This window comes from Rhizobium sp. RCC_161_2, assembly GCF_041355235.1.
GTDB lineage: Bacteria > Pseudomonadota > Alphaproteobacteria > Rhizobiales > Rhizobiaceae > Rhizobium.
Window position 1 is genome coordinate 379,230 of the sequence record NZ_JBFUPL010000005.1, and the last position, 22,787, is coordinate 402,016.

Below are 22,787 nucleotides of genomic sequence, written 5' to 3' on the forward strand. Positions count from 1 at the left end.
CAAATCGCCGCGGATTCCGTTATGACGCCAGATGACGCTCTTCTTGGAGACAAGGCCTTTGCACCGCGGCGTGCGAAGAGGGGCCTGCACGCGTTCGGGCGCGCCCGTGACGGCGCCGCCGCCATCGAATTCGCGCTGCTGGCCATCCCCTATTTCATGATCATCTTCGCGATCCTGGAAACCTTTGTCGCCTTCATCGCCGAACAGGTGGTTTCCAACGCCGTCGATACGCTATCGCGCCAGATCAGGACCGGACAGATCACCGCGGCCAACACGACCGGGCAGCAGTTTCGCCAGGCCTTTTGCAACGAGATCTCTGTGCTCATCGCCTGCTCGGCGGCTGAACTGGCGACACCCACGAACCTTTACCTCGACGTTGAAACCTATCAGACCTTCGCCGCCATGCCGACGGCGATCCCGCGTGTCTCGTCCGACCCCTATTCCGACCTCAATACCACGGGCTTTTCATTCGCTCCCGGCGGTAGCGGGACCATCAACATGGTGCGCGCCTATTACCGCTGGCAAATCATTGTCGATCTGCTCCGGCCCTATCTCACCAACATCCATCCATCCGACGGCTCGATGCCGAGCACCTATCTCATCGTCGCGACGGGTGCCTTCCAGAACGAGAACTATTGATGAGGTGGCGGGCTATTCCAGGAGAGGTGCTGGCGGCAAGGCTTTGCACGCGCCTGCGGCGCTTTACCCGTGACGAGCGCGGCATCGGCGCCATCGAATTCGCCATTCTCTTTCCGGTGCTGCTGATGCTCTATCTCGGTGCGTTCGAAATCACCGTCGGCCTCAGCGTCGAAAAACGCACAAGCCGGGCGGCCGGATCCATTGCCGATATCCTGACCCAGCAAACGAGCGTCACCAAGACGCAGCTTGCCACCATGCCCTCCGTCGCCGGCGCCATTTTCACGCCCTATGCCACCACCGGCCTGACGCTGAAGGTCACCGGAATCCAGATCGACGCAGCTAGCAGCGCCACCGTCGCCTGGTCCTGGGCGCAAGACGGCAGCAAGCCCTATACGGCCGGCAGCGCCGTCAGCGTGCCCGGCGACCTCAATCTGCCGAGCTCTTTTCTGATCCGCACAGAACTCGCCATTCCCTATCAGATCCTCAGCTTCGGCTCGGATTTCCTGCCCGCCGGCAGCAACCAGATCACCATCGGCCGCTCCTATTTTTATCGCCCGCGTTCGGGAAGTGCCATCGCCTGTAGCGATTGCTGAGCAGAACTGCTTTCGCTTGGGCGCAACAGTCCTCATCAGCGAGAAAATTGCCAAGTTCACGCCTCCGTTATATGGGTGACGTCCAATGCGCCTGACATGAAATGTCGCGCGCCGAGCAATCTTATCGGGTGACCCATGGCACGCGCATTTCTCTTCGTTCTGGACTCCTTTGGCGTCGGCGGCAGCCCGGATGCTGCGGCCTATGGTGACGAGGGCGCCGATACGCTCGGTCACATCGCCGAATTCTGCGCGGCGGGTGCGGCCGACCGCGAGGGCCTGCGCTCCGGCCCACTGTCGCTGCCGATCATGTCGGGCCTCGGGCTGCTGGAAATCGCCAAGGCGGCGACGGGTCGCTATCCTCTAGGCATGCCGGTGCCGGAGAAGCTTTATGGCGCCTATGGCTGCGCCAACGAAGTCTCGCGCGGCAAGGACACACCATCCGGCCATTGGGAGATCGCCGGCACGCCGGTCACCTTCGACTGGGGTTATTTCCCGACTGACGGTGACGCCTTTCCGCCGGAACTGGTGGAGGCGATCTGCAAGGCGGCCGATCTCCCCGGCATTCTCGGCAATTGCCATGCCTCGGGAACCGATATCATCGCGAGATATGGCGAGGAACATATCCGCAGCGGCAAGCCAATCTGCTATACTTCGTCGGATTCCGTCTTCCAGATCGCCGCGCATGAGCAGCATTTCGGCCTGGATCGGCTGATCTCCCTTTGCCAGATCGCCCGCACCCTGCTTGACCCCTATAATATCGGCCGCGTCATCGCCCGCCCCTTCATCGGCGAGACGCCGGCGAGTTTCGAGCGCACCGGCAACCGTCGCGATTTCTCCGTGCTCCCGCCGGAGCCGACCCTGCTCGACCGGCTGGTCGCGGCCGAACGCAAGGTGCATGCTGTCGGCAAGATCGGCGATATCTTCGCCCATCAGGGCATCTCCAGGATCATCAAGGCCAACGGCAACATGAAGCTGATGGACGCGACGCTGAAGACGATGGACGAGGCCGCCGACGGCGATCTCGTCTTCACCAATTTCGTCGATTTCGACATGGTCTATGGCCACCGCCGCGATGTGGCCGGCTATGCGGCGGCGCTCGAAGCCTTCGACGCCCGGCTGCCGGAAGTGCACAGGAAGCTGAAGCCCGGCGACCTCCTCATCCTCACCGCCGATCACGGCTGCGACCCGACCTGGCGCGGCACCGATCATACCCGCGAGCGGGTGCCTATCATCGCTTACGAACTCGGTATTCGCCCGCGCTCGATCGGCATCCGCCAGACCTATGCCGATATCGGCGAAACCGTTGCACATCATCTGGGAATTGCGGCGGGGCCGCATGGGAGGAATTTTCTGTGACATCGCATTTGAAGAAGGTCGAGCTGCACTGCCATCTGGAAGGTGCGGCTCCCCCGGCGCTGACGCTGGCGCAAGCACGGAAATACAATGTCGATACCAGCGCCTTCCTGCGCGACGGCGTCTATCTCTGGAAGGATTTCGCTGAATTCCTCGTCTGCTACGATAAGGTCTCCGAAGTCTATCGCACCGAGGAAGACTATGCGCTGCTAACCGAGACCTATCTCGAGGAGCTTGCCGGCATCGGCACGATTTATAGCGAACTGATCGTCTCGCCCGATCATGGCGACCGCATCGGGCTTGGCGCTGACGCCTATATGGAAGGCGTCTCAGCCGGTATCCGCGCCGCCAAGGAAAAGAGCGGCATCGAGGCCCGGCTAATCGTCACCGGCGAGCGTCATTTCGGGCCGGAGCGGGTAGCGAAGGCGGCCGAATATGCGGCCAGGAGCGACAATCCGCTGATCACGGGTTTCAACATGGCCGGCGAGGAGCGCATGGGCCGCGTCGCGGATTATGCCCACGCCTTCGACATCGCCCGCGAGGCCGGCCTCGGCATCACTATCCATGCCGGCGAAGTCTGCGGCGCCTTCAGCGTTGCCGATGCCGTCGAACTGGTCCGCCCCGCGCGGATCGGCCACGGCGTGCGCGCCATCGAGGATGCCGATCTGGTCAAGCGCCTCGCCGATCTCGGCACCGTGCTGGAGGTCTGCCCCGGCTCCAACATCGCCCTCAATGTCTTCCCGGACTTCCCGTCGCACCCGCTGCGCAAGCTGCGCGACGCCGGCGTGCGCGTCACCATCAGTTCCGACGACCCGCCCTTCTTCCACACCTCGCTGAAGCGCGAATACGAGCTGGCATCGTCAGCGTTCGGCTTCAGCGACGAGGAGATCAATGCGATGACCCGCACGGCGATCGAGGCGGCCTTCGTTGACGAGGCGACACGGGCGGCGTTGCTGGGAAAATTGGTTTAACTAAAAGGGTCGGGATTGAAATTTGCCCCATAGAGCGGTACATTGCCTCAAGTTGGAGTCATAAATGATCGTAAGCTTTCGCGATGATTGGCTGCGTGATTTTTTTGTCGAAGATGTACACTCAAAGAAAATACCAGCCGATCTGGATAGCCGGCTGTTCCGCAAACTCCAAATGATCGACGATGCGACGACGGATCAGGATTTGCGGATCCCACCTAGCAATCATTTCGAGAAATTGCGGGGCAATCTCGAAGGCTTTTGCTCTATCCGCGTCAACGAGCAGTGGCGGCTTATCTTCAGATGGGATGGTGGCCATAGTGAAGCGACGGATATCTATCTCGACGACCATAGCTATCGGTGAGGTGAACCATGCTGATGACAAAGCGCAAGCCGGCAAGCGTCGGCGATATACTGGTCGAGGAGTTCATGGAGCCCTTCGGCCTCACACAAAGCGCACTGGCCGAGGCCATGGGTGTGCAGAGAAAGCATGTGAACGAGTTGTGCAACGATCGCCGCACCGTGACGGCGGCGACGGCCCTTATCCTTGCCCGCGTATTTGGCAACAGCCCGGAGTTCTGGCTGAACGTGCAACGGCGCAACGACCTCTGGGACGTGATGCATTCTCCCCACGAACGAGAACGGATCGAACGCGCCCGCCCGCTGTCAGCGGCATGAGTTTGGGGATGAAATAGGCCCAATGGCCCTATTTCCTTGCACCAAAGACAATTTCCGTGAAAGAAACATCTCACATCACGGAATTACTGGAAGGCTGAAACCATGGACGGCGTCACTGTCATCGATCACCCGCTTGTGCAACACAAGCTCACAATCATGCGCAAGAAGGAGACGTCGACGGGGAGCTTTCGCCGGCTGCTGCGCGAGATTTCGACGCTGCTTTGTTACGAGGTGACGCGCGATCTGGAAATGACGATGGAGACCATCGAAACGCCGCTGCAGCCGATGGAATCGCCGATCCTCGAAGGCAAGAAGCTGGTTTTCGCCTCGATCCTGCGCGCCGGCAACGGCCTGCTCGAAGGCATGCTGGATCTGGTTCCCTCCGCCCGCGTTTCGCATATCGGCGTCTACCGCGATCATGAGACGCTGCAGCCGGTCGAATATTACTTCAAGGCACCGGAGGATATTGCCGAGCGCCTGATCATCGTCGTCGACCCGATGCTCGCGACCGGCAATTCCTCGATCGCGGCCATCGAAAAACTGAAGGAACGCGGCGCCCACAATATCCGCTTCCTCTGCCTGCTCGCCGCCCCCGAAGGCATCGCCAATTTCCGTGCGGCGCATCCAGACGTACCGGTCTTCACCGCGGCGATCGACAGCCATCTGAATGAAAAGGGCTATATCGTTCCCGGCCTCGGCGATGCCGGCGACCGCATGTACGGCACGAAGTAAATCCTGCTTCTCTCTTTGTTTTTCGCCCGGCAGTGTCAACTGCCGGGCTTTTTATTGATCTGTTTAGCGGCCTGTCAGCAAAGCTGATTTAAACGATGGGGATCGATGGGCTCGACAGCACGAGTCCATGGGAAGGATCTTCGCCGATGCTCGTTCGCGTCCTTGTCTTTGCCGGTATCATCGCCGTGGCGGCGACACAGGTCCCGTCGCTGCTGAATACCCAGATCGCCACAGAAGAAAGCCCGGTGCCTACCGTCAGCACCCCTTCTTCCGGACAACAGATCTCGATGGTGAGCCTGCCGCATGGCAGCGTCCTGCTGCCCGCCGGCCTAGGCGGTCATTACCAGGGCGACTTCAAGATCAATGGCCGGCCGGTGCAGGGCATGATCGATACGGGCGCGACCTATGTAACGATCAACGAGAGCACGGCGCGCCGCCTTGGCATCAGCGGCAGCGACCTCGATTATCGCTACACCACGCAGACCGCCAACGGCCCGTCCAAGGTGGCGCTCGTCAAGCTCGACCGTCTTGAGATCGGCACGATCAAGGTCCGTGGTGTCGAGGCTGTCGTCTCGAAGGATGGCGCATTGAGCACCACGCTGATTGGTATGAGCTTCCTGAAAAAGCTCAATTCCTACGGCGTCGAAAATGGCTCGTTGCGGCTAACGCAGTAACCCCGTCAGATCCGCGAGACGATCACCGGCGGCAAAATGGGAGCGTCATCCGCGATGCGATAGTTTGCGGCGAGATCGGCTGCGGCTTTTTCGGCGCTCGCATCGTCAGCCGCGTGAACGGTAGCAATACGATCGCCTTTGCTCACCTTCGTTCCGAGCGGCAGGATATCGCTGAAGCCGACACGATGGTCGATCTTGTCCTGCGGACGACGGCGGCCACCGCCGAGATCGATGACACCCACTCCGATGGCGCGGGCATCGCAGGTAGTAAGCCAGCCGCCCGAAGCGGCAAGAACCGGTTTTTGTATCGGTGCCGCGACCAAATATTTAGCCGGATTCTCCAGAAGATCCGCAGGACCACCAAGGCTATGAACCATTCGGCCGAACAGCTCGGCGGCCTTGCCGGAGGCGAGCGCATTGCGGGCGCTGGCTTCGGCCTCGGCAAGTGTCTTTTCGACCCCCGCCTGCGTCAGCATTTCGGCCGCGAAGGCCAATACGACTGTCTCCAGCCGCGTGCCCGCCTTGCCGCCCTTCAGGAAATCCAGGCAATTGCGAAGCTCGACGACATTGCCGGCGGCATCGGCCAGCGGCTGGTTCATGTCGGTGATCAGCGCCGAGGTCTTCACCCCCGCCCCGTTCGCCACCTCGACCAGGGATCGGGCCAGCGTTTCGGCCTCTTCCGCTGAGGTCATGAAGGCGCCGCTGCCGATCTTGACATCCAGCACCAGCGTTTCCAGCCCGGCGGCCAGCTTCTTCGACAGGATGGAGGCGGTGATCAGCGGCACGGAATCGACGGTGGCGGTGACATCGCGCACGGCATAGAGCTTGCCGTCGGCGGGCGCCAGGGCTCCGGTCTGGCCGATGATGGCGCAGCCCACCTCGTCCACCACCTTGCGGAAGCGCGCGGCGTCCGGGGTGATGCCGTAGCCGGGGATCGATTCCAATTTGTCGAGCGTGCCGCCGGTATGGCCAAGGCCGCGGCCGGAGATCATCGGCACGGCAAGACCGCAGGCAGCAGCGATCGGAGCCAGCATCAGCGAGACATTGTCGCCGACGCCGCCGGTCGAATGCTTGTCGGCGATCGGCCTGCCGATTCCGGACCAGAAGAGCGTGTCGCCAGAGCGAGCCATGGCCAGCGTCAGCGCCACGGTCTCCTCGCGTGTCATGCCGCGAAACCAGACGGCCATGGCAAAGGCGCCGATCTGGCTTTCCGCCAGTTCGCCACGCGCCAGAGCTCCGATGAAACTGTCGATATCGGCGGCTGAAAGAACGCCGCCGTTTCGCTTCAGCCGGATGATCTCCTGCGGGATCATGGCTTCAATAGCCTGCCGAGGCTGTCTTAGATTGTCCGCCGGCCAGCACGCCGAGGATATCGTCGAGCAGGCTCGAGGCACCGAAACGGAAGGTCGAGGGCATGGCCCAGTCCGGCGCCATGATGGTCTCGGCAAGGCTCAGATAGAGCGCCGCGTCGGCAACGGAGCCGATACCGCCGGCCGGCTTGAAGCCGACCTTGCGGCCGCTGTCACGGATCGCCCGCAGCATGATGTCGGCCGCTTCAAGCGTCGCGTTGACCGCGACCTTGCCGGTGGAGGTCTTGATGAAATCGGAACCGGCCTCGATCGCCAGTTCGGAAGCGCGCTGGATCAGCGCCACGTCCTTGAGTTCGCCGGTTTCGAGGATGGTCTTCAGGATGACCGGTCCGGTGCATTCCGCCTTGACGGCCTCGACCATGTCGGTGACGGCCTGCTCGTTGCCGGCAAGCAGCGCCTGATAGGGAATGACGAGATCGATTTCGTCGGCACCATCGGCGATCGCCTCGCGCGCCTCGGCGGCGACGTCGGCCACTTCCATGTCGCCGGCCGGGAAATTCACCACGGTCGCGATCTTCACCGCATGGTCGGTGCCGAGGATGCCGCGCGCCTGGGCGACGAAACGCGGCCAGATGCAGATCGCGGCCGTGTTGCCAAAGGGCGATTGCGCCCGCTCGCAGAGCGTCTCGATCTGGGCCGGAGTGCAATCATCCTTGAGGTTGGTGAGATCGAGAAGGGAAAGCGCAACGGCCGCCGTTTCTCTCAGGGAATGGCTCGTCATTGTCAGTTTCCTCCGTCCGCAATCATTTCTGTCAGGATGGCCGCGAGACGGGCGCCGCCAACCGGAGCCATGTCCTTGGTCTCCTCATGCGTCAGCTCGGCGCCGGTCATGCCAGCACCATAGTTAGTAATGACGGAGGCCGCGGCAACCCTTAGACCGAAAAGACGCGCCAGAATGACCTCCGGCACCGTCGACATGCCAACGGCATCGGCACCGAGGATGCGCGCCATGCGGATTTCCGCCGGCGTCTCGAAACTCGGGCCGGAGAACCACATATAGACGCCGTGCGAGAGCTTGATCTCGGCCTTTTCCGCCGCCTTGCGCATCCGCATGATGAGATCGGCATCATAGGCGCTGGTCATGCCGACGAAACGCTTGTCGCTTTCCTCGCCGATCAGCGGGTTCATGCCGGAATAATTGATGTGGTCGGTGATCTGCATCACCGATCCCGGCGGCATTTCCTCACGCAGCGAACCGGCCGAGTTGGTCAGGATCAGCGTGTCAATGCCGAGACCCCTGAGCGTCTCGATCGGCACGCGCATGGCGTTGGCATCGCCCTTTTCATAGTAATGCACGCGGCCGGACAGCATGATGACAGGGACGTTGCCGAGACGGCCCGCAACCAGCGTGCCGGCATGGCCGGAAACGGCGCTGACGGGAAAGCCCGGAATCTCCGCATAGGGAACACGCACGGCGTCCTGCACCTGATCGACGAGCGAACCCAGGCCGGAACCGAGGACAATGCCGTAGCGTGGCTGGAGATCGCCGAGCTTTGCGGCCAGTATATCGACGGCGGCGGTCATCCCAGTAACTCGGTTTCGAAGCTGAAGGGCAACATCTCGTCCATGGTCATCGTCTTCCTAACGCCGGTTTCGTCGCAAAGATAGATGCGCGTTTCCCTGCTGGCAAATTCGGCGATCTTCTGCCGGCAACCGCCGCACGGCGGGCAGAGCGGCAGCTTCTCGGCGATGACGGCCATTTCGACGATCTTCTTGGCGCCGCCCATGATCATGTGGCTGATCGCGGTCGGCTCGGCGCACCAGCCCTGCGGGAAAGACAGGTTCTCGATATTGGCACCGGCATAGATCTTGCCGTCTTCGGCGCGGATCGCCGCGCCGACGGGGAATTTCGAATAGGGGGCATGAGCAAAGGCCATCGCCCCGCGGGCGGCCTCGAACAGATCGTGCGACATGAACTAGTGCTCCTTGGTATAGGGCACGCCACCGGCCTTAGGCGGCTTGGCGACGCCGATGAAGCCTGCGAGCAGGATGCAGGTGAGGATATAGGGCAGCGCCTGGAAAATCTGCACCGGCACCTCGCCGATGCCCGGAACCGCCTTGCCCTGCATGAAATTAGCGAAGGCATCGAGGAAGCCGAACAGCAGGCAGGTGAACATGACCGGCACCGGCTTCCACTTGGCGAAGATCAGCGCCGCCAGCGCGATATAGCCCTTGCCCGCCGACATATTGTTGATAAAGGCGGCCGACTGGGCAATGGCGAGATAGGTGCCGGAGAAGCCGCAGAGAATGCCGGCAACGATCAGCGAGCGATAGCGCAACCATTCGACCGAGATGCCGGCCGTATCGACCGCGCCCGGATTTTCACCGACAGCGCGCAGCCGCAGGCCGAACCGGGTGCGATAGAGGATCCACCAGGAAATCGGCACGGCGAGGAAGGCGAGATAAGTGAGGATATTGTTGCCGGAAATGACATTGGCATAGAGCGGCCCGATGAACGGCACGCCGCGGACGGCGTCGACGCCGGGCAGCGTGATCGAGGCGAAACGCGCCGAGCCCGGCAACGTCGGCGTGCGGCCGCCCTGGCCGAACCAGGCCTGTCCGAGCACGATGGTAAGGCCTGCCGTCAGGAAGTTGATGGCGACGCCGGAGACGATCTGGTTGCCGCGATTGGTGATCGAGGCGAAGCCGTGCAGCAGGCCGAAGACGACCGATATGGCAATGCCGGCACCAAGCCCGGCCCAGGCCGAACCGGTAATGGAGGCGACGCAGGCAGCGGCAAAGGCGGAAGCCAGCATCTTGCCTTCGAGGCCGATGTCGAAAATGCCGGCGCGCTCGGAGAACAGCCCGGCGAGTGCGGTGAAGATCAGCGGAATCGACAGGCGGATGGTCGAGCCAAATATGCTGATGAGGAGGTCATAATATTCCATCGTCCGATCCTCACGTCCTGGCGAATTTTTGATAGATGCGCACCAACGCGGGGCGGAACATATATTCAAGGGCGCCGGCGAACAGGATGACGAGACCCTGGATCACCACGATCATGTCGCGCGTGATGTTGGGCATGTCGAAGGACAGCGCGTCGCCGCCCTGGTAGAGAATGCCGAACAGGATCGCCGCCAGGATGATGCCGAAGGGATGGTTGCGGCCCATCAGCGACACGGCGATGCCGACGAAACCGGCGCCAAGCACGAATTCGACCTGCAGGCGGGCCGAGGCACCCATGACCGGATTGAGCGCCATCATGCCGGCGAGACCACCTGATATCAGCATGGCGATCACGACGGTGCGGGCATAGGGAATGCCCGCATAGACGGCCGCCGTCGGGCTTAGGCCCAGCGTGCGCATTTCATAGCCGAGCTTGGTGCGCCAGACGAGCACCCAGACGAGGAAGCACATGACCAGCGCGATCAGGAAGGACACGTTGAGCGGTGCCGCACCGATGGTCGAGTTGAAGATGCTCATCAGCCAGTCGAGCTTCGGAAGCTGGCCGCCCTCGAGGAAGGTGCGAGTTTCCGGCGCCATCTTGCCCGGCACGATCAGCACATGCACCAGAATGAAGTTCATCATCGCCGAGGCGATGAAGTTGAACATGATGGTGGTGATGACCACGTGGCTGCCGCGCTTGGCCTGCAGCCAAGCCGGAATGAGGGCCCACAGCGCACCGAAGATGGCAGCACCAATGACCGCGAAGGGCATCGTCACATACCAGGGCACATATTTGTCGAGTGTCAGCGCCACCAGGGCGCAGCCGAGGCCGCCGACATAGGCCTGACCTTCCGAACCGATGTTGAACAGGCCGGCATGGATGGCGACCGCCACGGACAGGCCGGTGAAAATGAAGCTCGTGGCATAATAGAGCGTGAAACCGATGCCCTCGCCGCTGCCGAGCGCGCCCTGCAACAGCAGGTTCAACGCATCGAGCGGGCTCTCGCCGATCAACCAGACGACAAGGCCGGAAATCAGAAAGGCGACGATCAGGTTGAGGATCGGGATCAGGCCGTAGTTGATCCAATTGGGGAGCGGAACGGAAGCGGTACTCATCAAGGCCTCACGCGGCAATTCCGGCCATCATCAGGCCGAGTGTCTGTTCACCGGCGTCAGCCGTTTTTTCGCCGACGACATGGCCGGCAAACATGACGAGGATGCGGTCCGACAGCGCCCGGATCTCATCCAGCTCCACCGAGACCAGCAGGATCGCCTTGCCAGCGTCACGCATCTCGATGATGCGGCGATGAATGAATTCGATGGCGCCGATATCGACGCCGCGCGTCGGCTGGCCGATCAGCAGGGCCTTCGGGTCGCGCTCGATTTCGCGGGCGACGACGATCTTCTGCTGGTTGCCGCCGGAGAAATTGGCAGTTTTCAGCCGGGCGTTCGGCGGGCGAATATCGTATTTCTCGATCTTCTCCATGGCATCCTTGCGCATGGCGTCGAGGTCGAGCATGCCGGCCCTGCCATATTTGACGTCACGGTGATAGCCGAGCATCGAATTCTCATATTCCTCGAACTTGAGGACAAGACCCATGTGGTGGCGGTCTTCCGGGATATGGGCGAGGCCAAGGGCGCGCAGGGCCGCCGGGTCGGCGGTGCCGATCGGCTTGCCATAGAGACAGATCTCTCCAGAAGTCGGCTTGCGGATACCGGCAATCGCTTCCAGCAGTTCCGACTGGCCGTTGCCGGCAACGCCGGCAATGCCGACGATCTCGCCGGCGCGCACGTCGAAGGAGACATTGTCGACCATGGTGACGCCACGGCCATCCTTGACGGTCAGATTGCGCACGGAGAGCAGGACATCGCCTGGATGGGCGGTGCCTTTTTCGACGCGCAGCAGCACGCGGCGGCCAACCATCAGCTCGGCCAACTCTTCGACGGTGGTCTCGGCCGTCTTGCGGGTGGCGACCATCTCGCCGCGGCGCATGACCGACACCGTATCGGTGATCGCCATAATCTCGCGCAGCTTATGGGTGATGAGGAGGATCGTCTTGCCCTGGTCGCGCAGCACGCGCAGGATCCGGAACAGATTGTCGGCTTCGGCCGGCGTCAAGACGCCGGTCGGCTCATCGAGAATGAGGATCTCGGCGCCGCGATACATGGCCTTCAGGATTTCGACGCGTTGCTGCTGGCCGACGGGAAGCTCTTCGATCAAGGCGTCGGGATCGACGTCCAGGCCGTAATCCGTCTCCAGCCTGCCGAGCTCGGCGCGAGCCGCAGCAACGCCCTTGGCCAGAAGGGCTCCGCCTTCGGCACCAAGCATGACGTTTTCCAGCACGGAGAAATTATCGACCAGCATGAAATGCTGGTGCACCATGCCGATGCCGGCAGCGATAGCCGCCTGACTGTCCCGGATGGCGATGGAATTGCCGTTGATGCGGATCTCGCCGCTGTCGGCCTGATAGAAGCCGTAGATGATCGACATCAGAGTCGACTTCCCGGCACCGTTCTCACCGATGATCCCGTGGATCGAGCCCTTGGAAACGGTCAGGTTGATGTCTTTATTGGCATGGACGGCACCGAACTTCTTGTCGATGCCCACAAGTTCGATGGCAGGCAATTGGCTCACTACACGGCTCCAGAAATCAGAATTCCGGATAAGAAAAGGGCGTATGACGTTTTGATGCCGTCATACGCCCTAATTTCATATCAGCTCTTCGGGCAGGCGTTGTCGGTTGTGTAATCGTGCACCTTGACCGTGCCGGAAATAATGTCGGCGGTCGCCTTGTCGACGGCAGCCTTGATTTCAGGCGTGACGAGCGGCTTGTTGTTGTCGTCCATGGCGACGCCGACGCCCTCTTCCTTGAGGCCGAGTTCCTGCGTGCCGGGCGTGAACTTGCCGGCCTTGGCGTCGGTGAAGGCGTTATAGACGGCGAGGTCGACGCGCTTGACGACGGAGGTCAGAACCGAACCCGGATGCAGGTAGTTCTGGTTGCTATCGACGCCGACGGAAAGCTTCTTGTTGTCGGCAGCCGTCTGCAGCACGCCGAGGCCGGTCGCGCCAGCAGCCGCGTAGACGACGTCCGCACCCTGGTCGATCTGGTTCTTGGTGAGCTCGCCGCCGCGAACGGGGTCGTTCCAGGCAGCGCCGGTCGTGCCGGTCATGTTCTGGAAGACTTCGATCTTCGCGTTGGCGGCGCGGGCGCCCTGCTCGTAGCCACATTCGAACTTGCGGATCAGCGGAATGTCCATGCCGCCGACGAAGCCGATCTTGCCGGTCTTCGAAGACAGGGCGGCCATGACGCCGGCGAGGTACGAGCCCTCATTTTCCTTGAATTTGACGGAGCGGACGTTCGGCAGATCAAGACTGTCGTCGATTAGAACGAACTGGGTCTTCGGATATTCGGCTGCAACCTTCTGAAGAGCCGAGGTCCAGGCGAAGGAAACGGCGATGACCGGGTTGAAACCCTTGCTGGCAAAGTTGCGCAGAGCCTGTTCGCCCTGGGTGTCGCCGGTCGGCTCGAAGTCGCGATAGGCGATGCCGGTTTCCTTCTTGAACTTTTCGGCGCCGCTATAGGCCGCTTCGTTGAAGGATTTGTCGAACTTGCCGCCGGTGCCGTAGACGATCGCCGGCTTGATGTCGGCCGCAAGCGCCGTTGCCGACATGGCAGCCAAGGCGAAAAGCGTCAAAAGGGATTTTTTCATGAGTTGCAGCCCTGTTGTTTCTATCTTGTTGGGTCCTCCCGCAAGCCCGTTGACCGGACATGTCTGCGGAACCGCCGGCCTCCCCCGAGGCCAAGCTGGCGCGCATCCTTGCATGGCTGCACGAAAAATTCACCAGAAATTTTTCAGTTGGTAAAGATTTGTGGGAATTGCCAAAAACCCGCTCAAAGGGGCTGATTTTTGAACAATTTCACTCTCGGACTGCGATTTTATTAGCCAACCAAGCGGCGATGGAGGGCAATAACAGCCTCACAGATCTTCCTTCGGGTGCCGCCAAATTGCATAGCCGGCACAGTTTTTTAAGGAGATCGCCAGCGCACCTAGACGCTGAAACGGCCCGCCACCGGCGGCCTCTTATAGGCAACCATCCACAGAAGCAGCGAGAGTACCAGGAAGACCGCGAAAGCCGGCTGGAACAACAGCCATTGCATGGCGAGGTCATAGAGACGCGGATGAATATAATAGGAGATCAGCGACTGGACGGTGGCAAGCGAAGACGGGCTGACATCCTTCCAGGCATCCCCCATCGGCGTCATGACCACGGCAGAGGCGGCGACCGACTGGATGGAGTCGATTGTTCCCGCAACCACGGCAACGACCAGCGCGACAAGGCTCGCGAAACGCAACAGGAAACGCATGAACTCCTCCCGATACTCAATATTCTCGGCCGTACACACTTGGCCGGTTGCATTCTTTTTCCGTCCTTCTCCTTAGATAAGTTGAGAATGAGACAAGTGCAATGGAGGAGAAGTGTGTAGTTTTCTGCCAAGAAGTCAAAAAACTGTCAGATTTGGGTTGATCCCAGAAAATTCATCGGTATATATCGCGCCGTTCCCACAATAGCTCCTTCATCGGATGCGAAAGTGCAGATGGACAGGTGGCCGAGTGGTTTAAGGCGCACGCCTGGAACGCGTGTGTGCGTGAAAGCGTACCGTGGGTTCGAATCCCACCTTGTCCGCCATCCCCGCCGGTTGCCCTCCATAGCCCGATATTGCCGCCGATCACCGTGCGCCGTAGCGTACCGCCGTGAGCACGCTATAACCCGACCGTCGGTCGGTCACAGGGCGTACGGCACAGCCGTGAACACGTGCATGACAGTTGGTGCGGCGAGGAATCGCGCGGTCAGCGGTCGATTGGCCGCCCTGTGCGACGATGTCCGGTGCGCCGCGAGTGCGGCCTCGTCCTCGTAGATTTCGATCAGCGTATAGCTGTCGGCAAGAGTGCGCGACTTGAACAATTCGTACAGGCGGTTACCCGGTTCATTGGCGCGCACGCCCGCGGCCTGAACGGCGAAGGCGCGTTCGAATGCGTCGGCGCTACCCGGCGCGATTGTGAGTTCGACCATCATCCCGATCATGGTATCACCCCGCATCTATAGCCGACGGAAGCCCGGCCCATAACCGGGCCGGGTCCAGCGACGGATTATGCCTTCGCCACGAATTCCTGCGTGGTGATAGCGTTGGCGTAGAAGGGTGCGATCTCGGCCACGAAGTCGTCCTGTTGCTTGCGGGTATAGCCGGCCGACGCGTCGTAGATGACGTTGGTATTGTAGCCGAGGTCGTGCGCGTTGCGCATCGAAGACTCGACGCACTGGCGCAGCGAGAAGCCGGCGAGGTAGATGTCGAAGATGCCATTGTTGCGCAGGTAGCCGTCGAGCGTGGTTCCGACGAAGACGCTGCTGCCGCCGGCGCGCTCGCGAACGACATGCTCGCCTTCCGCCGGCTCGAAGCCGGGGAAGAAATCGGCCTGCTCGCCCAGGAACGCGCCATGGTCGCGCGTCATCTTGCGCAGGCCGTACTTGGCCTCGCCCAGCACCTTGAAGGTCGGCTCGAACTTCAGCGCTGCGTGGATCACGTGCAGGCCGCGACGGCGGGCCTCTTCGAGGATGATCTTCGAATTGGCGATCGCGATGTCGACCTGCTCCCGGTCCTGAAACACCGGATAAATGCCGCCAGTCGGGGAGAGCCAATCGTTGACATATTCGATCAGGATCATCGCGCTATTGGATGGGTCGGTCATGATATCACTCCTTGGAATTCTGGTTGTTAAGCCGCGATCATCGCGCCTTGCTGGCGCAGGTGGTCGCGAAACAGGTCGGGATAGTTGTCGATCACGGCGTTCTTGACGCTGGATCGCTCGGCAAGTGCCGCGCGCCACGCCGTCACACGTGGCAGGCCAGCAAAGATCGGGTCCGCCACTTCCGGATCGATGATCCCGAAATAGCGAAACAGCGGTGCGTAGACCGCATCGACCAGACCAAAGTCCGCCCCGGCGAAATACGGGCCGTCGCCCAGTTCGGCCTCGATCTTGCTCAGCCGATCACGGAAGGCGGCCCGCTTGGCGTCGGCGGTCGCCATGTCCTTGGCGTGGAGGAACTGCCAGCCCTCCGTAAAGGTCTGGGTGGCGAATTCGATCCAGGCGCGATGCCGTGCACGCAGCAATGCATCGTCGGGGTACATCGCCGCGCCACCCTGCGTCTCGTTCAGATATTCGCAGATAACCACGCTTTCGAAGAGGATCGCCTCCTCACCGTTCAGCTGGCGCACCTTCAGCACCGGCACCTTGCCGGTCGGCGACAAGGCCAGGAACCAGTCGGGCTTGGCCAATAGATCGACGTTGACCCGGTCGAACGCCACCCCCTTTTCGAGGAGGACGATCGCGGCACGCTGGACGAATGGGCACAGCGGGTGGCTGACGAGAGTGAGGTTTTGCTCGGTCATGATGGTGTCTCGATGTGCTGGAACAGAGATCAGAGCGACTGGCCGCCCGACACGTCGAACGTCGTGCCGTTGGCCCAGCCGAAATCGTCGGACAGGATTGCCGCGACCGCGCCACCGATATCGTCGGGCTCGCCGACGCGGCCTAGCGCGATCTTGCTCGCGACGAAGGCATGAGCCTGTTCATCATCGCGGACCCGGCCACCGCCGAAATCGGTGGCGATGGCGCCGGGCGCGATGGCGTTGACGCGGATCTGCCGCGCGCCGAGTTCCAGCGCCATGAACCGGGTCAGCGTCTCGAGCCCCGCCTTGGCCGCCGCATAAAGGCCGAAGCTGGCCATCGACGTGCGCGTGAAGCCCGACGAGACGTTGAGGATGCGTCCGCCATCGGCGAGAACCGGTAGCAATGCCTGCGTCAGGAACACCGGTCCGCGCAGGTGCATGTCGATCATCATATCGAACTGTTCCTCGCTGGCGTCAGCGACCTGCACGTGGACGACCGCACCTGCGTTGTTGACCAGATAGTCGAACCGGTCGCTGCCGAAGCGGCTCCGGAGCGTCTCGGCGAAGGATGCGGCGAAGGCCGGAAAGCTCGCCACCTTGGTGACGTCGAGCGCGAGCATCGCCGCTGTGCCGCCCAGCGCCTCGATCTCGCTTACCAGCGCATCGGCTTCCGCCGCGCCCTGGCGATAGGTGCCCACGATGCCGACGCCGCGACGGGCGAGGTGCAGCGCCATGCTGCGACCGAGGCCGCGGCTGGCGCCGGTAATGAGTGCGATCTTCTGAGACATGGCTACGTTCCTTGTGATTTGGATTTTCCGGACGGCACGCCGCTGAGGCGTCGCGTTCGCTGCCAGTCAAATAGGCGATCGCTGTGTCCGACACCCCGCCTAATGCTCTCAATTGCTTGCCTAATTGTCTCAGGGTCTTTGCATGCGTGAAAATTGATGTCATACTCCTCGTCATGACTGACAACCTAAATCCCCTTCGCGATATCGCGCTCCGCCACGGGCGGACCGGAATGACCCTGACGCCGATCCCACGCTTGGAAATCGGCGTAGGAGGACAGGCAACCTCGGGAACGTCACCGTGTCTCTACCGCTCGATGATCTGCTTCATTCTGCAGGGATCAAAAGAGGTAGTCATCCACGACGACCTGCTGCGCTACGACGCGTCTCAGTATCTGGTCAGTGCACTCGATTTGCCTTTGAGCGGCCAGATCCATGACGCTGACAACGGCAGTCCTTATGTGTCGGTTTCGCTGGTCCTCGATCCGGCACTTCTCGCCGACGTCGCATCGACGATGCCGGCAGTGCGCGACGCAGAATCTCCAGGCAGCGGTATCGCGATCAATCCGATGACGCCGCCGTTGCGCGACACGCTGCTGCGACTGCTGGCGTTGCTCGACACGCCGGCGGACATCCCGGCGCTCGCGCCGATGGCGGAACGCGAATTGCTTTATCGTCTCCTGCAGGGCCCGCAGGGGCGACTGTTGCGCCACATCGCCCGCCCGGAAGGCGCGATCGGCGGCATCCGCCGCGCGGTCGAATGGATTCGCGACCGCGGTAATACGCGGCTGCGGATCGAGGCTCTGTGCGAAGCTGCTGGCATGAGCCGAGCCAGCCTGCATCGCCACTTCGTCGCGCTGACTGGATTGAGCCCGATCCAGTATCAGAAGCAGATACGCCTTCAGGAGGCGCGCCAGTTGCTGCTCGCCGGCGACCATAGTGCCTCCGATGTCGCCTATGCGGTCGGCTATGAAAGCGCCTCTCAGTTCAGCCGCGAATATCTGCGGCAATTCGGGGCTCCGCCCGTCCGCGACGTTCGCAGGCTCAGGCAGTCGATCGACAATCAAATGATCAATTAGGCGGCCGTCAGCTTCCATGCTGTTGGCTCCAGAATGTTCAACGGAGCCGGCGGTCATCGCGAAATGGCGAGCCGTGGCGCGGGACTTCCCAGTTCACCATCCTCTCGGGGCAGCGGGAGGCGCAACGTCATTCCCCTGCCAAGATAACTGCGGTCGGGCGGACACATCCCGACCTGCATAGCAGCGAACGCACAAATCCCTTCCAAAAATGGTGGCCAGATCCAAAAACCGCCGCGTGGAGCGACTGCATAAGGGCAATCAGTGGGCGAACGAAAATGCCGCGCAATGGTCCGAAATGGCCGCCGATAGCTACCCAAATGCCGCCAAAGCCCCGCGATAGCCGCAAGGTACGGAGTATCTGCATGATCATCAAAGGGTTATGACGATCTCGTAGTGCTCATCTTCGTCGGGCGCGGCCCGCCATCTCTACGGCTATTTATTTCCTGAGACCAACATCAGACAGCCTGTGCTCGGGCCATGTCTAAGATTCGCTGATAGCGTGGCCGACGTTCCGCGCGGTATCGATAAAAGCCCTGAGCTTCGGCGCCAGTTCGGCGCGGCGCGGAAAATAGAGGAAGAGACCGTCTTCGGTGACGGCGTAGGGATCCAGCACCTGAATAAGCCTGCCGGCGGCGATATCGGCCTTTACCAGAGGTTCGAACACATAGGCGAGGCCGACCCCGGCAAGTGCCAGTTCGACGGCCGAGTGCGATTCCGTGACGATCGCCGAACCTCGTACCGCCACGGCGACATCCCGGCCGTCCTGCACTAGGTCCCACTGGTAGAGCCCGCCGGAGCGAATGAGCCGGTAACCGATGCAATTGTGCTGCGAAAGATCCGTGAGATTCATCGGGCGACCGTGGCTGCCGATATAGCCCGGCGATGCAACCACGATGGAGCGGAACGGCGGCGTCAGCCGCACCGCCACCATGTCCTGCGCGATCATCTCGCCGATGCGGATGCCGGCATCGAAGCCTTCGGAGACGATATCGGTCAGACGCTCATCGGAGAATATCTCAACCTCGACATCGGGATAGCGCTCCGCCATCGCGGCGACGATTGGGGTGACTGCAAGCGGCAGGCTGATCCTCGCGGCATTGATCCGGAGCAGGCCGCTGGGCCGTCCCTTGACCGCCCGGATGCGCTCCATTCGCTCGTGAATATCCTGCAGGGCCGGAGCCAGCGTCCCGATCAGGCTCTTGCCCGCATCCGTCAGCGCAACGCTGCGGGTCGTGCGTGCAAATAGCGGCTGTCCCAGCCGCTCCTCCACCAGCCGCACGGCATGGCTGACCGCCGATGGGCTCATGCCGAGTTCGGCGGCAGCGGCGGCAAAGCCACCGCGTCGCGCCACGGCAACGATAACCGGCAAATGGGCAAGCAGATCACGATCCATTCATGCATCATATCGCATACCGCATGCGGAATAAACGATCTTATCGAATAGACGCTTTCTGCGCATCCTACCATGACGAACTGCGACGCAGGAGAACCTGCCAAGCGCACAAGATCAATAAGCGAGGATCAAACCCATGGGCATGACCTATTACACACTCGGCAATAGCGGCCTGAAGGTGCCGCAGCTTGCGCTCGGCACCATGACGTTCGGCACGGAATGGGGCTGGGGCGCGGATAAGGACACGGCGCGCGCCATGTTCGACGCCTATGTCGAGGCTGGGGGCAATTTCTTCGACACGGCCGACGCCTATACGGGCGGGACATCGGAAGCGTGGCTGGGCGAATTCATCACTGAGCGCGGCCTACGTGACGAGGCCGTGATCGCGACCAAGTTCAGCATGAATATCGCCGGCAACAATCCGAACACGGCCGGCAATGGCCGCAAGAACATTTTGCGCGCGGTTGAGGGTTCGCTGAAGCGGCTGAACACCGATCATATCGACCTCTATTTGCTGCATTGCTGGGACCGGCTGACGCCGCCCGAAGAGGTCATGCGCACGCTCGACGATCTCGTCCGCTCCGGGAAAGTGCGGCACGGCGGCCTTTCGGACGTGCCGGCATGGTATGCCAGCCGCGCGCAGGCCGTGGCCGAGCACCGGGGCTATGAACCAGTTTCGACGCTGCAGATGGAATACTCGCTGGCGGAGCGCAATATCGAGCAGGAATTCATCCCCTTCGGCACCCGCTATGGTACCGGCATCATGGTGTGGAGCCCGTTGGCAAGCGGTTTTTTGAGCGGAAAATACCGGTCCGATTCCAGCGAGCAGGTCAGTGGACGGCTTGAGACGGTACGCGGCACAAGCAATCCCGGCTTCCAGAAATTCACCGAGCGGAACTGGGCGATCGTCGCCGAGCTCGAAAAAGTGTCAGCCGCGCTTGGCCGCAGCATGGCGCAGGTGGCCGTGAACTGGGTGATGACGCAGCCGGGCGTCGCCTCGGTCATTCTCGGCGCCACCAGGCTGGACCAGCTCAAGGACAATCTCGCAGCCGTGGAGTTCGAGATCCCGCCCGAACTGCGCCGCCGCCTCGACGAGGTGAGCGTCCCGCCGCCGACATTCCCCTATTCCTTCTTCGGGTCGGAAATCCAGGGAGGTCTGACAGGCGGGAAGACGGTCGGATACAAGCCGGAGGGCTATTTTCCCGACCTGACACTGTCGGGAAGCTTTGCGGGCGTGAGCTGACGGGCTTTTGTGGACTTCATAAGCGCGCACGGAAGCCGACGAATAAGAATACGTCAGAGCCAAAAGTCGGCTGGCGGATTGACCTGTCAATCCTCGTCCGTGACGGGCACCTTGAGAATGAGCGCCTTGTCGGCGGTGATCGCGTTGCCGTCATCCGTTCGGACATCAAGGCGGATGGGCCGGCCGGTATCGCGTTCGACGAGCTTCGAATGCGGCTCGCCCGGCTCGAAGAGATAGCGCTCTCCCCATTGCCTCAGCGCCACCATGACCGGGAAGAGATCCCGGCCCATGTCGGTCAGGTGATATTCCTGATGCGCGCCGCCATTAAGGGCTGGAACCGATGTGAGAATACCGCGCTCGACCAGCGTGCGCAGCCGCTGGGCCAGGATATTTTTGGCGATGCCGAGACTCCTATGGAATTCGCCGAAGCGCGTCAGCCCGTCGAAGGCGTCGCGGACGATAAGCAGCGACCACCAGTCGCCGATCACATCCAGCGATCGCGCACTTGGGCAGTAATTTCCGCTGAGGCTCTTTCGCCCGACCATGCGTCTTCCTTCGACAGATAATAGTTGCATTATAAAACCGATCTACTATTGATCAAATGGTTTCATTATAAAACCAAATCAATGGAGGAGCCAGGATGCGATCCGATGATGATGCGGTGCTGGACGCCGATGTTGCCAAGACGAAAATAATCTCCGACAAGACGGAGCAGAGGGCGCCCAGCCGCGAAGAGCCGCGCAAAACACCGCCGCTGCCGCGCGCGATCATGCTGCTTTTCGCGGTGGCGAGCGGGCTGGCGGTGGCCAATGCCTATTTCGCGCATCCGATGCTTGACGTTATGGCCGACGATCTCGGCCTGTCTCGCGCTCATGCAGGGCTGATCGTCGGGGCAACCCAGGTCGGCTATGGATTGGGGCTGATCCTGCTGGTTCCGATCGGCGACCTTATCGACCGGCGCCGGCTGGTAATCGCGCAATCGCTGCTTTCCGTCGCGGCACTCGTCGCCATCGGCTTCGCCTCCAGCGGAAACATGTTGCTGGTGGCGATGGCGGTCATGGGGCTGCTGGCGGTGGTGACGCAAGCCTTTGTCGCCTATGCGGCGAGCCTCGCCCCACCAGCCGAACGCGGCCATATCGTCGGGGTCGTCACCAGCGGGATCGTGCTCGGCATTCTGCTTGCCCGCACCGTCGCCGGCACGCTCACCGATCTCTCGGGCTGGCGGACGGTCTATCTCGCTTCGGCGGCAGCGACGCTCGTCATCGTCGCGCTGCTCTGGAAGGCCCTGCCCCGGCAGGAAGCGCGCCCGGCGACAATGTCCTATCCGCGCCTGATCGGCTCGCTATTCGGGCTGCTCATCACCGAGCCCGCCCTTCTTATTCGCGGCATCATCTGCATGCTGATCTTCGCCAATATCACGACACTGCTGACACCGCTCGTCCTGCCGCTGAGCGCGCCGCCCTTCTCGCTGTCGCACACGGCAATCGGCCTGTTCGGGCTTGCCGGCGTGGCCGGAGCGCTGGGCGCGACCAGGGCCGGACAGTGGACGGATCGGGGATTGGGGCAGCGCACCACGGGTATCTCTCTCGCACTGATGCTGCTGGCCTGGGGGCCGATTTCCCTGCTGCCGCATTCGGTCCTCTGGCTGGTCATCGGCGTTGTCGTCATCGACTTCGGCCTTCAGGCCGTGCATGTGACCAACCAGGCGATGATCTACCGCGTGCGGCCCGACGCGCAGAGCCGGCTGACGGCGGGCTATATGGTCTTCTACTCCATCGGCAGCGCGCTGGGTTCGTCCATGTCGACGCTCGCCTATGCCCATGCCGGCTGGCTTGGCGTCTGCCTGCTCGGCACCGGCATCAGCGCCCTCGCCCTCGCTTTCTGGGGACTGACGCTGCGGATCATGCCGGCAAACGCAACCCGGGCTCTCTCATAATGTTGGGCC

The 22,787-nt window shown here is 61.8% G+C and carries 26 protein-coding genes and 1 tRNA gene; 12 read left to right on the forward strand and 15 right to left on the reverse strand.

Features of this window, described 5'->3' with window-relative positions:
- Positions 1–21 precede the first annotated feature (21 nt).
- From AB6803_RS16330 to AB6803_RS16365, 8 genes are all read left to right on the forward strand, one after another.
- Positions 22–639 (forward strand): TadE/TadG family type IV pilus assembly protein, encoded by a 618-nt coding sequence (locus tag AB6803_RS16330; RefSeq protein WP_371109854.1) that lies wholly within the window; start codon positions 22–24, stop codon positions 637–639.
- A complete protein-coding gene (locus AB6803_RS16335; protein WP_371109855.1) occupies positions 639–1,232 on the forward strand; it encodes a TadE/TadG family type IV pilus assembly protein in 594 nt (197 codons plus the stop codon). Before AB6803_RS16330 ends, AB6803_RS16335 begins: the two co-directional genes overlap by 1 nt.
- A 135-nt stretch (positions 1,233–1,367) precedes the next feature.
- Complete coding sequence (locus AB6803_RS16340) at positions 1,368–2,588, forward strand: phosphopentomutase (RefSeq protein ID WP_371109856.1); 1,221 nt, start codon at positions 1,368–1,370, stop codon at positions 2,586–2,588.
- A complete protein-coding gene (locus AB6803_RS16345) occupies positions 2,585–3,556 on the forward strand; it encodes an adenosine deaminase (RefSeq protein WP_371109857.1) in 972 nt (323 codons plus the stop codon). Before AB6803_RS16340 ends, AB6803_RS16345 begins: the two co-directional genes overlap by 4 nt.
- A 64-nt stretch (positions 3,557–3,620) precedes the next feature.
- Positions 3,621–3,917: a type II toxin-antitoxin system RelE/ParE family toxin gene (locus AB6803_RS16350; RefSeq protein WP_371109858.1), complete on the forward strand. Its 297-nt coding sequence runs from the start codon at positions 3,621–3,623 to the stop codon at positions 3,915–3,917.
- Between the two features lie 8 nt (positions 3,918–3,925).
- The gene (locus AB6803_RS16355; protein WP_371109859.1) at positions 3,926–4,231 is read left to right on the forward strand and encodes a HigA family addiction module antitoxin; all 306 of its coding nucleotides are present in this window, start codon (positions 3,926–3,928) and stop codon (positions 4,229–4,231) included.
- A 102-nt stretch (positions 4,232–4,333) separates the two neighbouring features.
- Positions 4,334–4,963 (forward strand): uracil phosphoribosyltransferase, encoded by a 630-nt coding sequence (gene upp, locus AB6803_RS16360; RefSeq protein WP_371109860.1) that lies wholly within the window; start codon positions 4,334–4,336, stop codon positions 4,961–4,963.
- A 146-nt stretch (positions 4,964–5,109) separates the two neighbouring features.
- A complete protein-coding gene (locus AB6803_RS16365) occupies positions 5,110–5,637 on the forward strand; it encodes a TIGR02281 family clan AA aspartic protease (protein ID WP_371109861.1) in 528 nt (175 codons plus the stop codon).
- A 5-nt stretch (positions 5,638–5,642) separates the two neighbouring features.
- On the opposite strand, the gene deoA is transcribed toward AB6803_RS16365, so the two are convergent.
- From deoA to AB6803_RS16410, 9 genes are all read right to left on the reverse strand, one after another.
- Complete coding sequence (deoA, locus tag AB6803_RS16370) at positions 5,643–6,950, reverse strand: thymidine phosphorylase (RefSeq protein WP_371109862.1); 1,308 nt, start codon at positions 6,948–6,950, stop codon at positions 5,643–5,645.
- A 4-nt stretch (positions 6,951–6,954) separates the two neighbouring features.
- Positions 6,955–7,728, reverse strand: a complete 774-nt coding sequence (gene deoC, locus AB6803_RS16375; RefSeq protein WP_371109863.1) for a deoxyribose-phosphate aldolase — start codon at positions 7,726–7,728, stop codon at positions 6,955–6,957.
- Positions 7,729–7,730: 2 nt separating this feature from the next.
- The gene (locus AB6803_RS16380) at positions 7,731–8,531 is read right to left on the reverse strand and encodes a purine-nucleoside phosphorylase (RefSeq protein ID WP_371109864.1); all 801 of its coding nucleotides are present in this window, start codon (positions 8,529–8,531) and stop codon (positions 7,731–7,733) included.
- Complete coding sequence (locus AB6803_RS16385) at positions 8,528–8,920, reverse strand: cytidine deaminase (protein WP_371109865.1); 393 nt, start codon at positions 8,918–8,920, stop codon at positions 8,528–8,530. Before AB6803_RS16385 ends, AB6803_RS16380 begins: the two co-directional genes overlap by 4 nt.
- A 3-nt stretch (positions 8,921–8,923) precedes the next feature.
- Positions 8,924–9,895, reverse strand: a complete 972-nt coding sequence (locus AB6803_RS16390; RefSeq protein WP_371109866.1) for an ABC transporter permease — start codon at positions 9,893–9,895, stop codon at positions 8,924–8,926.
- 10 nt (positions 9,896–9,905) lie between these two features.
- Positions 9,906–11,009, reverse strand: a complete 1,104-nt coding sequence (locus AB6803_RS16395) for an ABC transporter permease (protein WP_371109867.1) — start codon at positions 11,007–11,009, stop codon at positions 9,906–9,908.
- A 7-nt stretch (positions 11,010–11,016) separates the two neighbouring features.
- The gene (locus AB6803_RS16400) at positions 11,017–12,528 is read right to left on the reverse strand and encodes an ABC transporter ATP-binding protein (protein WP_371109868.1); all 1,512 of its coding nucleotides are present in this window, start codon (positions 12,526–12,528) and stop codon (positions 11,017–11,019) included.
- Positions 12,529–12,608: 80 nt separating this feature from the next.
- Positions 12,609–13,604 carry a BMP family protein gene (locus AB6803_RS16405; protein WP_371109869.1) on the reverse strand — a complete coding sequence of 332 codons (996 nt, stop codon included), beginning with the start codon at positions 13,602–13,604 and terminating at the stop codon, positions 12,609–12,611.
- A gap of 338 nt (positions 13,605–13,942) precedes the next feature.
- On the reverse strand, positions 13,943–14,260 hold the full coding sequence (locus tag AB6803_RS16410; protein ID WP_371109870.1) for a hypothetical protein: 318 nt from the start codon (positions 14,258–14,260) through the stop codon (positions 13,943–13,945).
- 233 nt (positions 14,261–14,493) lie between these two features.
- On the opposite strand from AB6803_RS16410, the gene AB6803_RS16415 reads away from it, so the two are divergent.
- Positions 14,494–14,583: transfer RNA gene (locus tag AB6803_RS16415), tRNA-Ser, on the forward strand.
- A 96-nt stretch (positions 14,584–14,679) separates the two neighbouring features.
- On the opposite strand, the gene AB6803_RS16420 is transcribed toward AB6803_RS16415, so the two are convergent.
- The 4 genes from AB6803_RS16420 to AB6803_RS16435 all read right to left on the reverse strand — a co-directional run bounded on the left by AB6803_RS16420 (position 14,680) and on the right by AB6803_RS16435 (position 17,130).
- Positions 14,680–14,979: a putative quinol monooxygenase gene (locus tag AB6803_RS16420; protein WP_371109871.1), complete on the reverse strand. Its 300-nt coding sequence runs from the start codon at positions 14,977–14,979 to the stop codon at positions 14,680–14,682.
- 65 nt (positions 14,980–15,044) lie between these two features.
- On the reverse strand, positions 15,045–15,641 hold the full coding sequence (locus AB6803_RS16425) for an isochorismatase family cysteine hydrolase (RefSeq protein WP_371109872.1): 597 nt from the start codon (positions 15,639–15,641) through the stop codon (positions 15,045–15,047).
- 26 nt (positions 15,642–15,667) lie between these two features.
- Positions 15,668–16,342, reverse strand: coding sequence for a glutathione S-transferase family protein (locus AB6803_RS16430; protein WP_371109873.1), 675 nt, complete (start codon positions 16,340–16,342; stop codon positions 15,668–15,670).
- Between the two features lie 29 nt (positions 16,343–16,371).
- Positions 16,372–17,130, reverse strand: coding sequence for an SDR family NAD(P)-dependent oxidoreductase (locus AB6803_RS16435; RefSeq protein ID WP_174059771.1), 759 nt, complete (start codon positions 17,128–17,130; stop codon positions 16,372–16,374).
- A 173-nt stretch (positions 17,131–17,303) separates the two neighbouring features.
- Here AB6803_RS16435 and AB6803_RS16440 point away from each other — a divergent pair, with 173 nt between their 5' ends.
- Positions 17,304–18,206 carry an AraC family transcriptional regulator gene (locus AB6803_RS16440; RefSeq protein ID WP_174059784.1) on the forward strand — a complete coding sequence of 301 codons (903 nt, stop codon included), beginning with the start codon at positions 17,304–17,306 and terminating at the stop codon, positions 18,204–18,206.
- 481 nt (positions 18,207–18,687) lie between these two features.
- On the opposite strand, the gene AB6803_RS16445 is transcribed toward AB6803_RS16440, so the two are convergent.
- Positions 18,688–19,599 carry a LysR family transcriptional regulator gene (locus AB6803_RS16445; RefSeq protein ID WP_371109874.1) on the reverse strand — a complete coding sequence of 304 codons (912 nt, stop codon included), beginning with the start codon at positions 19,597–19,599 and terminating at the stop codon, positions 18,688–18,690.
- A 136-nt stretch (positions 19,600–19,735) separates the two neighbouring features.
- On the opposite strand from AB6803_RS16445, the gene AB6803_RS16450 reads away from it, so the two are divergent.
- Positions 19,736–20,842, forward strand: coding sequence for an aldo/keto reductase (locus AB6803_RS16450; RefSeq protein ID WP_371109875.1), 1,107 nt, complete (start codon positions 19,736–19,738; stop codon positions 20,840–20,842).
- A gap of 86 nt (positions 20,843–20,928) precedes the next feature.
- On the opposite strand, the gene AB6803_RS16455 is transcribed toward AB6803_RS16450, so the two are convergent.
- Positions 20,929–21,387, reverse strand: coding sequence for a winged helix-turn-helix transcriptional regulator (locus AB6803_RS16455; protein ID WP_371109876.1), 459 nt, complete (start codon positions 21,385–21,387; stop codon positions 20,929–20,931).
- 95 nt (positions 21,388–21,482) lie between these two features.
- Here AB6803_RS16455 and AB6803_RS16460 point away from each other — a divergent pair, with 95 nt between their 5' ends.
- Complete coding sequence (locus AB6803_RS16460) at positions 21,483–22,778, forward strand: MFS transporter (protein ID WP_371109877.1); 1,296 nt, start codon at positions 21,483–21,485, stop codon at positions 22,776–22,778.
- The last annotated feature ends 9 nt before the right edge of the window (positions 22,779–22,787 follow it).